Source organism: Thalassolituus sp. LLYu03 (assembly GCF_050507655.1).
Lineage (GTDB): Bacteria > Pseudomonadota > Gammaproteobacteria > Pseudomonadales > Oceanobacteraceae > Venatoribacter.
Window position 1 is genome coordinate 4,084,699 of the sequence record NZ_CP191496.1, and the last position, 17,416, is coordinate 4,102,114.

Below are 17,416 nucleotides of genomic sequence, written 5' to 3' on the forward strand. Positions count from 1 at the left end.
ATTGAGCTGATCTTAAAGTGATAAAAGCATCAAGTCGATGGTTTGCCTGTTTGCAGCGTGTTCCACTCGATAGTCTTGCTGCTCCAGTGTTTAGTGATGCTTTGAGTAAAATCAGCGCGTACCAGCTTTGCTCTCTGTTCGCACCAATCTTCGTTTTGTCGGCGGATTATCAGGCCTTCAGGGGGCCCCTTGCGGTAGCGGCTTTGGGATGTTGCCAGCAGTTGCTTTAACTCGTTCAGACTGGTCTTGCCTTCAAGCAAGGCGGGTACGCAGCTTAAACCAAGATCTGACGCCAGTTGATTGCGGCGTTCACTGCTGAAAAACCGTTGCTGTTGGCGGTCGTAGACGTCAAAAACCAGGAACCAGTCTGGCAGGCTGTTGTAGTCGAGGGAATGTTTGGCGGCGCACCACTCGCCAAACAGAATCCAGCCCGGTGAGAGGTGATCTCTTAATGCCCATTGATGAAGGGCAAACCAACTGTTTAGCCGAGAGAACTGGCCAGATAAAGGTTCAAGTAGATACTGGCCGCGATTTTGGGCCAGGATCTGGCCGTCAGAGCCGATAGAGATTCCCAAATTGGCACCGTCGAGCTTCTCTTCGACCAACACTTCACCAGCCAGAAGCTGCCTGGCTTCGTTGGGGGCAAGTACCTTGTCGTCTCGTGGTGGCTCTTTACCAAGCCAGTCGATATGAGGCGTGTGAGGAAAACGAAAAAACTCAGTCATTTAGGATTATTTACGGGTCTGCTTTTCAGCATGTTTCTGACGGGACCAGTCTTCAATAATGGGTTCAAGCTGTATGTTATTGGCAAGCAGGTTAGTTTCCCAGTCATGCCAGTCGGTATCACCGGCAAACGCCACACAGCCTTCACCATATTTTTCGTGAGAATCCAGCGCAGCTGCGACCATCTTTTTATCAGCAAGATCATGGATCACATCAAGTAAGGGTGGCTGCAAAATGCCATGCCCGTCGGCATCGTATTCTACTTCGACGTTATCGACGGCATTGGTACTCCATTTGTGCATCACGACTTGAATACCGTAATCATTGAAACCGAGTTTATGGGTGTACTCCGAGTAAATCCCATTAGCTGTATCCAATACCATTTTTGATGGACTTTTCTCGAATTCATGGAGCCATTGCCAAACCCGCCTTCGCTGTTTGGGTTCTGCCGGTGTTGCATCAATATCTTTCGGGGCGGTTGGATTAGCGGCACTGGCGGCAATCAATACGTTGGTATCGACAACGTAGCGTTCCTTCATTGCGATGTCCTTATCGTTATTTTTGAGCCTGCTTTTCAAACACCAGACGGGCTTGCTCTCGGGTTTCACCCATCGCATCGCCAAAGAACTTGTCTGGCCAGTTTTTCAAACGGCCAAATTCGTCCAATTCGAGCGGACGCATTTTGGCTGTTTTACCATCGCGCTCAACAAAATACAGGGCGGTTTCTTTCTCAGAGATCACCTCCTGTGCCGTCAGGGTTTGCAGGCGTCGGAACAGATGTTCGCTGTGAGTTTCTACAATGAATTGTACGTGACGTTCACGACTGACTTGCGACAGCAGCTCTGCCAGTTCACTTTGAGCCAGTGGATGTAGGTGGCTTTCGGGCTCTTCAATCAGCACGATATGGCCTGGCTGGGCGAACAGGGTTGCAACAATGACCGGCAACACCTGAGATACGCCAACACCGACATCCTTGATATTGCTGCCTTCACCATAATTGACGATATGCAACTCATAACGAGCAGAGCGCCCCAGCTGTTTTACATTCAACCCATCGGCAAGGTTCATTTTCTTCAGCCAATAAGCCGTCTGTTCAAATAAACGTGCCGTGTCGTTTAACGGCTTACGGGATTTTTTGAGCTGCTGATACTCAACGCCGCTGGCAATCAAGGCATCAATCGCTCGTGCGCCGTCATCGCCTATATGGGCGGGCATCCGCCCGGCCCAAACATAATCTCGTTGAGCCAAGCGACGAACTGGGCCCAGATAGATAATGCGGCTGAGTTCATCCAGCAGTTCCGGGCCAATATCCCGGATGGCGTCGGCACGATCACCGAGTTTATTCAGGGTTGCGGCTGAAAACGCAAAGGAACGCTCCGGGCGGAAGTCGGCACTTTGCCCCAGCGGCTTGCGCTCGCTGGCGAGATTCAGCTGGTAAATACCGGCTTTTTTGCGCTGCACGGTAAAACCCTGTTCGCCTTTACCCAAGCGCAGAGAGTCCAATTCAGCACTATTACCACTGCCTTTGCGATAACGGGCGGAAAACAGTGAAGACTCATGACTACCGGGTTCTTCCTGCCAGCGAAACTCAATCCCGAACTGGTTAGCCGGTGTGCTGGCCGAGGCACTGGCGCTGCGGCACAGTACATCCTGAAACTGCCCCAGCGTTACCGAGTCGGCCTTGCCATTGGCATAGTCGTTATCCGGGTTGCCCAGATTCAGATCGATATTCGGGTCATCGCTTTTTACCGTCTGGCGAATCAGCAGCAAACTCTGAATCAGGCTGGATTTGCCCGATGAGTTGGTGCCCAGCAGCAGTGTGAGTGGCGCTAACCGCAGCGGCCCCGTAGTGCGCCAGATTTTGAAATTATCCAGCTTCAGATGGCTTAGCATCAGTGCAGCTCTCCCGCTTCCAGTTTATCCCAGGCTTCCAGCACCAGACGTTGGGTGCGGTATTCACCGTACAGGCGCTCATCGCTTCTTTTTAACACCGCAAATGTTTCTGATGGATAGCCTGGCTTAATTGATTCGGGGTCAAGAATGAATTGCAGTTCCTGCCTTGAAAGGCCGTACAGTTTGGCATAGTAAGCATCAAGCTCTGCTTGAAGCACAGCTCTGCAATCAGGATCGAAGTTGAATGGCTGGCCTTCATAGCCCAAGTCTTTAGCCCACCCCTCCATATCATTCGAGTTATAAGTAAGTTGCAGCACTCTGCTAGTTACGAACGTGATGTCTTGTTCTGAATAAAGGTCTGGGCTCAACACTGGCAACTGCTTCACGATAAAGAAATTCATCGTTAAACCACCAATTTTTTGTCTGGCAAAATAGTCGAAACATATTGATGAGACGTTAGCTTGTAACAAGGCCACCAACTTTGGAGAGCGATCAGTAAGCATCAGTGGGAACTTATTGCCGACTGCTACTCTAGGAATCACTGAGCCAACAAAAGAACGAGCACTGGCCCTGGAGTCGGTAACATCCCTGAATCCGAGGACCCACTTGTACGGCCATTCTTTCTCCTCAAAACGCTCCTCCATGTCTTCCTTGGGTAACCAGTAGAATGGAAGTGGCTCATACGAGGGGTCCTGAAGATCATCCAGAGTCGTTTTCGGAAGGATGTGTGCACGTTCATGAGGCGTTAACTTAAAGTCGCTATAACGGTGGTTATAGTGATAAATCATCTTGCCTTCATAGACCGGGACGTATTCAGATGTTCCTTTGCAGAAACGACTTGCTATTAAGCTATATTCTTCTTTTACAAGCTCATCATATGTTCTGAAAAGATAACTATCGCTAGACATGTGGTACATAGCTACAAACTGAATTCCCCACGGGTTTCTTTCTGATGCCTCTTTCGTTTCCTCACGAATAAGCACAGGAACACGCTGGTAGATTTTCTTTGTAATCTCAGCATCGTAACGAGATTGGAAAATTGGGCACGTTAAAGTATTTGGGTTTACTCGGGAAATATCTTCAGGGCTCAGGGTAAAAACACGCTCGGGATCATGGAGGTGTTCAATTTTTTTACCCTGAAACAGAAAACGCATTTCATCAGTTTGCTGTGCAGAACCTACAATGGTCGTCAGAGCAAAACGCAACATATGGCCTTGCCCTGCACCTTGGAAGAAGCCTTCGTTTTCAAACTCAAAGAAGCTATCCAGCGCCTTTTTAGATACTAGCTCGCCAAAAAAGTCTTTGGTTGAGTTATCTGTAGCCAAGCCAGAAGGCACAATAAAACCAGCACGCCCTTCTGGTGAGATGATCTGATAAATCGTTTCACTGAACAGCGCATAGGTATTGACGTCACCGACGCCGGTCAGCGCATAGCGCCCACCTTCGTCGCCATTGACGTGCATAAAAGCACTGGCGGCTTCAGCGGTGCGTTTAGCGGTCACGAATTCGTTATACAAACGGGTTTCGGCCAGGCATTCGTGCTCCGGGTGTGGAATTTCCGGGTAAAGATGCTTGGCCAGCATACCTTCGCTTAGCCACTGAATCCGTTGCGCACGTTCTGCCTTGTTCTTGGCGTTGGCTACATCGGTACTGCGGGTGGCAAAGAACTCTTCTTCCTGTAGCTTGATGCGTTCCCACGGCGGGTTGCCCAGCACGCAGTCAAAACCGCCCTGGGCAAAGACTTGCGGATAAGCCAATGGCCAGTGGAATACGCTGGCATCACTACAGGCCTGCATCGCCTGGTTGCGAATGCTCAAGTGCTGCTCGTTATGGTGGTTGTTCACCAGTTCCAGATACAGATTGGCCGTGGTCGGAATTTGCGCTTCTGTGTCTTCGGTTTTGGCCATTAAAAACGCACCCAGCAGCATATCGGCGGCGTGGCGTAACGGGCTGTGTTTGGCCTTGTCGAGAAAGGCCAGGTAGGCGGCTTCCTGTTTGGCGATTTGTTTGGTGGTGCGCTGGGGCATGGCCTCGATGGCTTGCAACTCTGCCAATTGGCTGGCTTGTTCCAGCGGCAACTTGAACTGTGGGCTTTTACGGTCTTTTTCCAACTGCTTTAACGCAGCGGTATTGGCTTTGCCCAGTGCGGTGCATACCGGCTTTTCATCACCCGACAGGGCTTTAAAGGCTGCTTTCGGGATACCGTATTCCAATGCTTTCAGGTCGGTCAGACCCAACAAGGCATCACCGCATTGTAAGTGGTGATCGAGGAACGATAACGGTTGGCCTTCTTCAAAACCTTCCAGCCACAGCGCCATGCGCGCCAGCTCCAGCGCCATGGGATTGCGGTCGACACCGAAGATACAGTTGGCCACCACATCACGCAGAGCGTGACGGTAATCGGCGGGTTTTACTGCACCGTCTTCGGTGCGCAGCTGAGCCAGCTCCTGTGCCAATCGGCGTGCCGCCGCCAGCAAGAAGTGACCACTGCCACAGGCGGGGTCGATCACGCGAATACTGAGCAAGGCATCGGTTGGATTACTTTTATTGGCTTCTAACCGCTGCCTTATTACCGGTTCCAGTGCGGATTTGATCAGCTCCTGTACCAGTGAATCCGGGGTGTAATAACTACCACTGGTTTTACGGGCGTTACCGGCGGTCGAGCCTTCGCTGGTAATACCGACAAAGCCAAAGGTTTTTGCTGTAACGTTAATATCCGGTACCAGCTCCAGCAGGCTTTCGTATACGCTGCCCAGCTCTTCTGGCCCCATATTGCGGTAATCGATGGGGGCTGGTGAGCCCTTGTGCATGGCCCAGCGTAAATGACGCATAGCACTGAGCAAGTGCAGGTTGTACAGGCTGGAACTATCCAGTGCCTTGCACTGCTGTATGTTAAATAAGCCACCCAGTGCGGGCAGATCGAGCCGTTCTTCACCCTCAGCCAAGCCCGAAAACACAATGCGTAATGACTGCCATTGGTCGTCAAAACGGTTGAGGTTACGGCGTTTCAGGCAAGCATCACGCAGGCGGCCCAACGCATAGCCCTGAGCGTAAGCACGCCGAGCCTGTATCTGGGCTTTGGAAAGTTTCTTTCCTTCATTTTGTTCAGCGTCTTGTGGGTGCAGCAGACCGCGTTCTTCCACGGTAAACAGGAATATCAGGCGATACACTAGCCGCAGCAATTGCTGAAAGTAGTCGTTTTTGCTGATGGCTCCATCGGCCAGTTGTTGGCGTAGTGCCTGGTTGGCCGGGTGTTGGATAAAGCCTTCACCCAGGGTTAGCAGTGCCTGTTCTACGCCGATACGCAGGCCATCGCGTACACGGGTACCTTCGGCTTTGCCGGTTTCACGCCACTGCTCCCAGATGCTTTGCTCTGGTTGTGAATTCAGTGCGGCACGGCTGGCATGCAGCAAGCGCCAGAGACTGGCGAATTCGCTGAAGCGTTGGCCTTCGAGCACATCCTGCAGGTCAAATTCGAGAAAGCTTGGGCGTGTCAGGCTGGCTGCATCGCGCAAAATACGCAGTTGTTTTCCGTTGCTGACGATGGCCCAGAGGTGTTCGTCGCTGGCATTCAGCAGCTCCTGCGCTAACTGGAATGCTGATTTTTTGCGACTGCCTGTACCTTCGACTGCCAGCTCTGGCAGGCCGTCATCAAGCTTTGCGTTAAACGGTGCGACCACAACCGGAATATGCCCGGCAATCAGACTGATAGGGTACCGGCGCTCATAAACCAATAAAGGCCCAGACGGCTGAATGCTGGTGTAGCCAAAGGCATCGCGCAGCAGTTCCTGCACAAAGCTTTGGGTTACGGCCCAGACATCGACGTCTTGCCGTTCCAGATTGGCAGCAAAAGGCTTCCACTGGGCGCAGGCAATCTGGAACGCGCGGCTGTATTCATCCTTAAGTTTTAAGCCCTTGGGGATACGGTAATCTGCTTCGGTTTGCAGGCTTGCCTGACCGAGTGCCGCTTTTTCCAGTTGGTCGGGCAGAAACAGTCCGCCTTCAAGGGTAATGCTGGGCAGGTTCAGAGCGCTTTTCGGTTGGCGTTTTACTTTTTTCATGGTCTTTCCTTACAGCGCATCTGGCAGTAATACATACACGCCGATGATATCCACCGGCAGGCAGGCTTTAACGCTGTATTGGCCAACGTCTTTGGCAGCTTTTCGTACCTGGCTATGATCATTAAGCAAGGTTTCAGCGCGCTCACTGGCCAGTTGCTCGAGTTTGGTTTGCTGACTTTGCATAAAGTCGAGGGCCTGCTGAATTTCCCGACTGATCAACTCTTTTGGCAGGTTACCGCTGGGTTGGCGTTCCAATAGCTGGTTCACTTCATTGCCGATGATCCATTTCGGAGTGGTACGGCCTTCAATTGCAACGGCCAGGGTTTCTTCCGCCATTAACTGGAATGGCTCACGGCGGCGCACGTATTCCAACTGGTGGCGTAGGCGCAGCAGGTAAACCGTGGTCACGATGTCAACGTCTGCGGTTTCAGCAGCTGCGCATCGCGCGGCCACCGGTTGCCTGTTGTTCTCTGAATGGCTATCGCTTCGCAGGCTTTCTTCCAGCAAGTGGTCGGCAAAGATACTCACTAACGGGTGGCTGCGATGTAGTTCGTTGAAGTCTATGGTTAATGGTTGTTCGATGCCTTCATCAGCCAAACGCTGACGCAGGTTTTCCGGTGTGTTGGCGGGCAGGAAGCGGTAGCGATTGCCACGACTGACTTCCAATGGTGCATTCAGGCGTGCAGCTGCCGTTTTAATAAATCGCTGTACGTCGGCTTGAGTACCCAGCGATTCCTGCTGCTTTTGCCACTCGGGCATCACGTCTTCAGGTTTAAGGGAGCGCTGGGCAAATACGGTACGGTTGGCTTTGGCTTTTTCCAGTGCGTCTTGCCATTGGCTTTGTACTGGTGCAAGCAGTTCTGCCGCGTCGGCAAACATGTCCAGCGTTTGTGGCGTTGCAATGCTGTTGCGCTTCATCAGCGCTGCTTTTACCAGGGCCTGATTGATGCGGTTATCGTCTTCTGGCATGGGTACCAGTACACCCAATTCTTTCTGGATGGCTTCACCTTTACGCAGAATTACGTTTAAAACAAAGCCATCGACTGGGTTGTCCTGGCCAAACAGCATGGTGCAGCGCACTTCGTCGGCCTGCTGGCCAAAACGGTCAACACGGCCTTCACGCTGTTCGTGTCGGGTTGGGTTCCAGGCCAGATCGTAGTGAACAACGGCAGTAAATAAATGTTGGAGGTTAATACCTTCCGACAAGCAGTCAGTAGCCACCAGAATGCGTTGCTGCCCGTTTTCCATGTCTTCGACTTTCAGTCGGCGTTCTTCTGGCGTGAGTTCACCCGTTACGGACTCCACCATTGCTTTAGGGAAGTGTTTACGCAGGTGTTCGGCAACATAATGGGCGGTTGCAATATACCGACAGAAAATTACGGGGTGGAAGCCGTCGGCGATCAGCCCTTCAAGATGCTGAATCAGCGCAGAAAGTTTTGGGTCACCTTTTTTGCCACTCAGGCGTTCGGCTTCGTCAATCAGCCCTTGCAAGGACTGGTTCTGCAGTTGGGCTGGCGGTTCAATATCGGACGACACCAAGTCATCGGCTTCTCCATCGTGCAGACGTTCGTCAGTGAGCAGATCATCACTGGTTGCCATCCCTTCAAGACGATTACTCAGAGCTTTTACTGCAGCCGCTGGAGACGACGCGACACAGCGAAGCAAGGCCAGAGTGGCATACCAGATCAGGCGGGCGCTGTTTTCACCTTGTTGCTCGACACTTTCAGCCAGCTCGACGCAGTATTCCTGCACAGAATCGAAAAATTTACCCCAGTCACCGGTCAGTTTGTAGGTGACATCGGATTTCATCCTGCGAGGGAAACCACTGCCATCGCCGGTTTCTGTTTGCCATTCGCTGATGTCTTTGCGGCGGCGCTGCACAAAGTGACGCGCCAGTTCCTGGCGAAGAGGATGGCTTGCGGAGGTGTGTTGTTGCAGCTCTGCAAACTTTGGGTTTAGCAGGGAGATGAGATTGTAGAAAGCACTTTCGTCACCAGAATGCGGCGTAGCGGTCAGCATGATCAGATGACGTTCGTCATTTGCGGCTAAGCGCTGCAGGAGTTCGAAACGAAGCTGTTTGCCCTGACCTGAAGAGGCGCAGGTGTGGGCTTCGTCTACGATGATGCACTCCGGTGCAATGGAAAGAAAATGCTCGCGGTGACGTTCACTTTTGATGTAATCGAGGCTGACGACAATCACCGGGAAGTGATCCATCAGATTAACGCCGTGCGGTACCTGGCGTTCGACCCTGCTGGCCGTTGCTGATGTCAGTGCCTCGGCGTGCAGGTTGAAACGGCTTTCCAGTTCTGACTGCCACTGCTCGACCAGGTGTGGAGGACAGAGCACCGCCAGCTTTGATATTTCGCCGCGATCCATCAACTCACGCACGATCAGTCCGGCTTCGATGGTTTTACCGATACCCACGTCATCGGCGATCAATAAGCGTACGGTGCTTAGCCGCAACGCCATCAAAAGTGGAACCAGCTGGTAGGATCGGGGTTCTACTGCGATATTGCCAAATGAGCGGAAGGGGCCAGCGCCTGTTCGTAGTTTCAGGCGCAGGGCATCGCGGAGTAACAGGCCACCGGAATAACTACCTGGCTCTTCTGCATTTGGCCACGGGAATGTAGCCGGGCGGACAGGGTCAATTTCAAGATCTGGAATCAGGGCAATTACATCATCGTCGGTACCGCCAAGTGGGCGCAGGCGCAGCCATTCGTTCGATGACTCACTTTGTACAACCCACTCCCGGCCTCGGGCGTGAACCAGATTGCCTGGCAGATAGTTATGTTCTTGTGTCATTAATCAGCATTCCCGACCATGCCGAACACATGGCTATGGTCATTAAATATTTTGTTCCACTGGACAGGGTCAGATGCATCGATACAAGCCCAGCCTTTATCGGTTAATGCGTGCATGATGTCTGCTGAAACTGCTTCGGTAAAGACCAGCGTTCGCGCACTTTTATACTGAGCGGTAGCCGTAGCATCACCCCCGGATACGGTTACGAACGTGGCGCTGGGTTGATTCAGCCCCAGCTTAATGAGTTCATTCAGAAAGTTACTGGCGATATCATCACCGCCAGAATTTGTTGCAGCAGGTGTAATTTCTGATTCCAGATGAACTCTTGAATTCGCCAGGGCTGCCAGTAACTCAAGGGCTTCCTTATTGCGGCGATTAATATTCTCGTGGTCGGGCTGATTAAAGTAAGACAACAGGCATTGGTAACAACCTGCTTCGCAGATAGCATTGCCGAGCTCGTCTTTCTTCTCTGTTGCTACCAGTTGAGAGGCATCCCATTGCTCATTTTCAGGCTTTTGGAAGTGCATGATTTCCAGTGCTTTACTCGCAACGATGGCCAGGCCTTCGGGTTCGGACGCTAAGCGGGTTAATACGCCAGCCCCACCTTCAGCTGCCTCGTAAAACAGCAGCGATTTTCGGTCATCCAGTTTTGGTAGTGGCTCAGCTACAAGCTCGGACTCTTCTATCTGGAACGTCATTTCGACACCGCGCTTAAGTGCGGCTTGGACTGTTGCCATAGCCTCCAGTGATGGAGGGGCCAGCGGTGCAAGAATGAGTAGGTTGCGGTGATCCTCAACGAATGGCACGATGCGCTGGCTGGCGACTTTTTCCATTGCGCCTTCTTCAGGACCGCCATCATCATTGCCGTTAGGATCGTCCTGCTTACTCCAGAGTCCAGTTATCGGGTTGATGTAGAAGCCCAACTGGTTTTTGTCTTTGCGACGACGCCAGCCGCGGTTAATACGCCAGATTCGTGCTGCGGGTGCATAAGTCAGCTCGGCAAGGTTTTCGCCTTCAGCGCTGACAAGGGCTTTTTCTTTCTGAATTTTGGAGTCTGGCCCCGGCAGAAAGCGATATGTAGTCTGTAGCTCAAAGCCCTGACGTTGACGGTCTTCGTCGTTAATTGAGATTCGCTCAACCGGTTGTGTTTCTACTGTTTCAATACGGTAGAGCTCTTTGACCCAGTCTTCTTCACCCAGCAGTGCATCGCAGTTTTCGCAGCGTTCAACCAGAGGTTCTCCTTCTCCTGGCTGACCGAGATGCCCATAACCACATTGGCTGCAAACTCTGGAGGTGATGGTCGCCAGTGAACTGTTTCCAGAAATATGATCGCTGTTACCAACGTTGAGTTTGGCGCGGACGACACGATACATTCGGCCTTGATGGTAAATCAGGCTACGCGGTCCAAACTCCGAAAGAGCAAGAAAGCGCGGACGGCTAACCATACTGCCTTCATCATCCTTGCTGGATTGACCGCCTCGTGCAGGGATCCAGGCCATCAGCGGCAGGCGCGGGAAGTTGTAGCCTGGTAAGAATCCCTGACTTGCCAGATAGCGGTAGGTATAAAAGTCCGAGTTTTGGGTATTGGATGTTTTTTGCAGCTGATTGTACTGGTTGGAAGCATCTACCCAGCGACGGCGAGCGTTGGCTCTCTCCATATCTGTAGAGGTATGGCTTTTGGTAATGGCTTCGGCCATTTCCATTTGCTTCAGTGTGGCTTCAACCAATGCGCGCCAGCGATCAAGCGCTTTAGAAAAATTTTCCGGTGCCTTGTTGATCACAGACTGGATATAGTCGGGGGTAAACCATTTGCTGGTATTTAAATCACCTTCTAGCTGTTTGACCACCCCTTCAGCAGATACCCGCGCTTTGGCAATAACCGCAGGGTCGGACAACCTGGCTTTCAGAGCATCTAGCAATGGCATACCTTCAGATTCAGGATCGACCAGCGGTCTGATGCTGCTATCTAACTCAACTTCTGCTGCTGCCAGCCATACTGCTTGCAAATGGCTTTCGATTAACTCACGGTTGCCCAGATCCAGTGTTGGGGCTTTGACAATCCCGTGGACCATTTCATTAGCATTGTGGAAGAACCACTGATCATGTGGGCTGAGGGATGCACAGTAGGTGATTACAAGGGCCTGCTGGCCAGATCGCCCCGCACGACCACTGCGCTGAGCGTAGTTGGCTGGCGTTGGCGGGACATTGCGCAGGTACACCGTATTCAATGCGGATATGTCAACGCCCAGCTCCATGGTCGGAGAGCAGAACATTACCGGTAAGCGTTCCAGCGGCGATTCGTGGCCGGGTTCGTTGAGCCAGTCTTCCTGATCTTTTTTCGTATAACGGAAGCGTTGCTCAAGCAGTTGGCGGCGTCCCGCATCTACCTGTGCGGTATGCTCCTGTGCTTCGAAAAAGAACAGCGGATGATTTGGCTGTTTTAACATCTCCGCTAAGTTTAAATATAAATGACGGAAGTACTCGTTTGCCCGGCTGGTATCAACAGTTAATTCGTCTGTTAAGTGCCAATCTAATGCTGAAGCACTCAGGCGATAACCTGCCAGGCCTTTTTCAATATTGTGTTTCTGTACGTAGCCGTACATCACGGAGACTTCGAGCAGAGCGGTGACGATATCGACCCACTCGTCGTCCTTCCAGCTGGCAACTTGTCCGGCAAAGGCAGTCGACTTCCAAAAATCTGCGTTTTTGATGATCTTAATGATTCTGGATCGCGCTCCAGCAGTGACCAGATCAGTTCTTGGCTTGCCGCGATATTCTGGCCGCTTGGTCAGTATTAAGTAACGCGATGTCTCAAGCTTTTCATCTGAAGCAAATGCCCAGCGTTCGTTCAAATAGTTGAAGGCGCTGCTTTTTGCTTTGTCTTGTTCTACCGGATCCAGATAACGACTTTCGAGGCATAGTGCCCGGCGCATTTCATCAAACAGCGTACGGCACAGGTTTGCTCGATTGAACGCATTCAACTTAGTAAGTACGGAATTTTTGGTGTCTTTGAACAGGGCATCTTCAGAGCAAAAATCGTTCAAAGATTTGTAATCGATCTTCAGTAAGGCCAGCTGATCAAGGTTCGGGTTGTTAAAACGCCACCCTCTGCGCAGGTCTCGCAGTAGGCGATAGCCAATGATGTAGCGAAGAGTTCGCTGCGCTTCCTGACGGGCCAAACCCATAAGTTTAGGGGTTCTCAGGTACTCAGCTAACGTTGCTTCGTCAATTTTATTGAACCCCAGCGCCTTGAACACTTCTTCAGACAAATGTTCTTCATCCAAGACTTTGTTGTTGGACTGGAGTGCACCAATAAGGCCTGCCCGCAGTGTAAGCAGGAAAATGAAGTCGTTGAAGTGACCAGCCTGAAGTGCAGCATCCTGACGGTTGTCGGTGAAGCCTAATAGCTTGCGGGGATCCGGGGTCCCCTCTGGCAGCTCTTGCAGGGAGAATAACTGTCGAAGTGCAGAGAGTGCCAACACTGTAGTTGCTGATGAACGGCCTTCACCGGACAGGCTGGCCAGGCGGTTGATGTCTTTACCATGGGCTTCATGCAGCTGGCTGCAGTTCAAACAGAAACGAAACTTGCCAGGAATGTACCAATATTTCTGCCCACGACCCACTATACCATCTGCGGATATGGTGAACTCAATGGGGCGTGCGCCTTTGTAATTAGGCTTCAGTTTTGGTTCTGCTTTGGAGTAGTCGATCCAGCTATCTGGCAGGTCTTCAAGTCCACCTTTGTAATCCAGACCCTCATGGGAAGGGCACAGAAAACCAAAATTAACTTCTTCGTTGTCAGCTGTTGTGATTTCACCGATATCACGAGGGTCAAATCGAGCTTGCCCTGAATTGGTTTTCCATACAGGGTGGTATTCCTGTCCACAATCCCGGCAAAAGTGAGTTGGGTACAGCTGTATGAGCTGGTCTTGTTTACCAGGCGCAAAGCGCTGCGCATCTAAGGTAACGGTTCTTCGCTGTGGAGCTTCTAATGTCGCTAAAACTTTGCCTGGACCGCTAATAAACTGGTGAAGCTTGAAAGCAAAAGGGGCTCGGTTTTGCGGAGTGCGAATATCGTGTGCTGCTACCAGAAACTTCTGCAAAGCCTTTGACGCATCTTCTGATGATGTGCCAGCATGATCCGCCAGTAGCTCTGCTGCGGCTGCCAGCGTTTTGGGTTGCGCGCGTTTAGGCGGTTCGTCATCTGGGATCTCGATGCCAAGATTCAGTTCGACCCATATTGCCAATGGAGAATCCTTGAATTCTTCAAAGCTGCTCCAGCAGAATTCATTTTTGCTAATTTCACCTTTTAAAAGGTGTTTTATAGATGCTACATCTTTAGATTGCGTTGTTACTCGCTCTAACGTCTCACCGATAACATCGTGTTCGGTAATCTGGGTGCCAAAAAGCTTGCTTGAGACTTCAGCCACAACACGATTTCGGTCAGCTTGCTTGCCGGTACTGGACATCGTTGCTGACGTACCGATACATGTCATTTCAGTAGCTGACAGCCGCTCACGTAAGCGACGAACTAAAACTGCAACATCTGCACCTTGTCGCCCGCGGTAAGTATGCAATTCATCTAAAACCAGAAATTCCAGGCCTTGGCAATTTTGTACAACTCTACGATCCACTTCCTCATAACGAGTCAGGATCAGTTCCAGCATCATGAAGTTTGTCAGAAGGATATCTGGTGGGTTGTTAGCAATCTGTTCACGCTGAGCTTTACTTTCTTGCCCGGTGTATCGAGCGACGGTAAATGGACGTGACTGAACAGGGAAGTCGAACAGAAACTTGTCCAGCTCCTCCAGCTGACTGTTAGCCAGAGCATTCATTGGGTAGATGACAATGGCACGTGTACGAGGCCCTGGATCTTGGTCTTTTCCTTTCAGAATGGCATCCACAACCGGGATAAAGAACGACAGCGATTTTCCCGAGCCCGTGCCAGTAGTAACTACATAGCTCTGTTTTCTTTGCCCTTTTGCTAAGGCTTCAATTTGATGCTTATAAAGAAAGAGGGGATCTGAACGTCCCTCTGTTTTTCCAGTACGGAAAATATCTGCACATTGCGGGTGTAAAGAACCATCTTTAGCCAGCTCTTGTACCGTTCCTTGACGCTTGTAGTTCGGATTGATCTGAATAAGGGGTTCTGGCCAATAACGGCCATCGGCATACTCGTGCTCAACAATTCGCTTAATGTCATCAGCAGCGATGTTTACGAAACTTCTGGAAAACGTGCTGTACTCGTCAATGAGCTCGTCCCTGAAGTTAAAAACGTTTTCCATTCCAGCTCCTTGTTGGTCTTCCAGCTTGCTAAGCAAACTCAATCGATAGGTTTTCTCATTATTGAGTGATTTTACAGCAGAGGGCAATAAGGGGTAATCGTGGCATGCCAGCTCAGGCCTGTCGGACCTTATATAATAAAAGACTGGGCAGAGTAGTGCTGCTCGTGGGGGCTTATCAATACTAAGTGGCTAAAGGAGGATAGCTATCACTTTTTGCTTTCGATGGAGGTAGGGAGATTTAGAGTTGGTCACGCTTTGGTCACCATTTGGTCACTACAGGGATTTTGTTAGTAACTACTATCGCCAGAACGGCCTAGGAAGTGGCCCGCCCGAGAGGATTCGAACCTCTGACCTCTGCCTCCGGAGGGCAGCGCTCTATCCAGCTGAGCTACGGGCGGTTTACGTATGAACCCCTTGAGGCTCAGGTCGTAAGTGCCCGCATTGTATATGTTTTTTTCCACAGGCTCCAGAGGGCTGGCCGGGCTCTGGCAGCCCGGTCAGCACCTCTGCTGCCCGGTCAGATTTCGCTGCTGCCGCAGGTCTCTGGCACGGTCAGGGCTTTGCCGTCGAGCTGAATCAGGCAGTCGCTGCTGACGCTGTCGGCCGGTTGCATGGCCGGCAGGCTGGCGGCGGTCAGCTGGGCGCTGGCGTCGCTGCGTGGCGTGGTGGCGATCACCTGATTACCCGGCAGCGGGCTGCCGTCGCGCAGGTGGGCGTACATCTGATCCAGCGCCTGGCCGAAGTAGTAGTGCAGGCCGACGTAGCGGGTTTTGTAGCCCGCGAACAGGCCGTTGAGCAGGTCGAGGTGGTGGGCGTTCAGCACTTCGACGTAACGCAGGTCGCTGCCCTTATTCGTCCCTTCGTTGTGGTTGATGGCGAAGTACGGACGCGAGGAGTGGTTGATCGGAATGATGGCATCGGCGCGGCCATGCACGATCACCGCCGGTACTTTCAGCTTGCGCGGGTCAGCGCTTACTTCGGCGATACCCGTTGCTAAGCGCTGGGCGCGGGTCTGGTCGGTGGCGTCGTCGCCCAGTGCCAGATCACGCAGACACAGGTGGCCGTCGAGGTTCTGGTCGGCGGTTGAGGAACGGTCTTCGGTGCCGGTCTGGTTGTTGATCAGCACCACGCCGGCGCTTGGCGGAATGCCGTTGCCCGAGGCAAACAGGTCGGCCATCTGGGTGGTGGTCGCAGCGGTTGGCATGGCAGGGCCGAAGGCCAGTGAGAAGTCACACAGGTTGTCGGTCACCCCAAAACGACCGTAGGCGTTGGCGTAGGTCACGGCAATCGACTGCGGCACTTTGATGGTGCTGTTGGCGTGCTGGGTGAAATCCTGTTCCGGCACTAAACCGTAGTCGCGCAGTTGTTGCTGGGCGTCGGCGGCCAGGGCGGCATCGTCGTCACCGCTGAGCAGGCCGGCGGCTTTCAGCGCCTGACAACGGGCACTGCTGCCAGCACCCACGGCGGCGGCATCGGCGCCGACGCTGGCGCACGGCTGCAGCACGCTGAGCAGGGTGGTGTAGTCGAACAGGTTACGGCCCAGATGATCCCAGCTGAGATTGCCCTGCTGCACGCTGTAGCCTGTGGTCAGGTCCGCGTCTGGCTGCACGTTGGGCTCGGAGGCGACCACAGCATCAATCAGACCGCTGTCGTCCAGCTCGGCGGCGCGCAACGAGGCACCACCGCCGTTGGACACGCTGGCGGCAATAATCAGGGTATTTTTGCGCGTCAGGGTTTTCAGGTTTTTACCGGCGTCGTTTTCACGGCCGGCATTTTCCGGCAGGTTCAGCACATACAGTGCGGCTTCGGCCGCCTGCAGCACAAACAGGCCCCAGTCTTTTTCCGGGTTGGTTTGGGAATGCGCGTGTTTATAGGCCACGCGGTGCGGGTAATCGGCGCTGAAATCGTCCAGACCGCTGTCGCTGGCGGTGAAATGCGAGGCGCTGCCGGCGTCGCTGGCCAGTGCCAGTGTACCGTCGATTAACGTGACGGTATCCGAGTCGATATCGTGCGCGCCGTTGCCGGTGCCTTTATCGGTTAATGCCACGGCACAGCCCTGATTCAGACCCCATTCACTGGCGGTGCCGATGGCGCCGTACACACCGCGCGAGCCGGACGCAGCGCCGACCACGATGCAGGCATTTTCGGCGGAAAAGGTCGCCGGAATCTGCACGGCCACGGTGACGTTGTGCTGCACGTTATCGCCGCTGTCGGTGTAGAACACGTATTCTTTACCGGCGATTTTTCCGCCGTGGCTCTGTTCGGCACCGGCGTGAATATTCGGGCCGTATAAACGACCAAAACCGCCTTCGGTGGTGGTGTCGAGCAGGGCGCGGTAATTGTTGTAAATCGCTTTGCGGCGCAGTTCGGCGGCGGTCGGATGTTCGGCATCGGCGTAGGCCGGTGCGCTGCCCTGTAAACCGCTGACGCCGAGACCGGCGGTGAGCAGGTCGTCGCTGATGCCGTCGTATTGCACGGCGGTTACATCACTGACAATAAAATCCGGGCGGGTATTTAATGCATTGTCGTCGCCACCACAGGCCGCGAGCAGCAGTGCGGCGGCCAGTGGCAGGGCGCGGGCCGTAGGCCGGTTTGCGGCATTTAAAATACCGGTGCGTAAGGTGTGTCGGGCAAACATGTTCTTCTCCTTAT

General features: G+C 52.7%; 7 protein-coding genes and 1 tRNA gene. All 8 read right to left on the reverse strand.

Translation table 11 applies throughout. The features are described from left to right. Positions 1 to 29: 29 nt before the first annotated feature. The 8 genes from ACQUQU_RS18250 to ACQUQU_RS18285 all read right to left on the reverse strand — a co-directional run bounded on the left by ACQUQU_RS18250 (position 30) and on the right by ACQUQU_RS18285 (position 17,402). Positions 30 to 725, reverse strand: coding sequence for an RNA ligase family protein (locus ACQUQU_RS18250; protein ID WP_430461144.1), 696 nt, complete (start codon positions 723 to 725; stop codon positions 30 to 32). A gap of 6 nt (positions 726 to 731) precedes the next feature. Beyond that, positions 732 to 1,262, reverse strand: coding sequence for a hypothetical protein (locus tag ACQUQU_RS18255; RefSeq protein WP_430461145.1), 531 nt, complete (start codon positions 1,260 to 1,262; stop codon positions 732 to 734). Between the two features lie 16 nt (positions 1,263 to 1,278). Continuing rightward, complete coding sequence (locus tag ACQUQU_RS18260) at positions 1,279 to 2,616, reverse strand: AAA family ATPase (RefSeq protein ID WP_430461146.1); 1,338 nt, start codon at positions 2,614 to 2,616, stop codon at positions 1,279 to 1,281. Beyond that, positions 2,616 to 6,677, reverse strand: coding sequence for an Eco57I restriction-modification methylase domain-containing protein (locus ACQUQU_RS18265; RefSeq protein ID WP_430461147.1), 4,062 nt, complete (start codon positions 6,675 to 6,677; stop codon positions 2,616 to 2,618). Before ACQUQU_RS18265 ends, ACQUQU_RS18260 begins: the two co-directional genes overlap by 1 nt. Positions 6,678 to 6,686: 9 nt before the next feature. Beyond that, complete coding sequence (locus tag ACQUQU_RS18270) at positions 6,687 to 9,479, reverse strand: helicase-related protein (RefSeq protein ID WP_430461148.1); 2,793 nt, start codon at positions 9,477 to 9,479, stop codon at positions 6,687 to 6,689. Next, positions 9,479 to 14,851 carry a DEAD/DEAH box helicase gene (locus ACQUQU_RS18275; protein ID WP_430461149.1) on the reverse strand — a complete coding sequence of 1,791 codons (5,373 nt, stop codon included), beginning with the start codon at positions 14,849 to 14,851 and terminating at the stop codon, positions 9,479 to 9,481. The genes ACQUQU_RS18270 and ACQUQU_RS18275 overlap by 1 nt, the downstream gene beginning before the upstream one ends. 234 nt (positions 14,852 to 15,085) lie before the next feature. Beyond that, positions 15,086 to 15,162 (reverse strand) — tRNA-Arg (locus ACQUQU_RS18280). Between the two features lie 119 nt (positions 15,163 to 15,281). Further along, entirely contained in the window at positions 15,282 to 17,402 is a 2,121-nt protein-coding gene (locus ACQUQU_RS18285) for a 3-hydroxybutyrate oligomer hydrolase family protein (protein WP_430461150.1), read from the reverse strand. Positions 17,403 to 17,416: the final 14 nt, after the last annotated feature.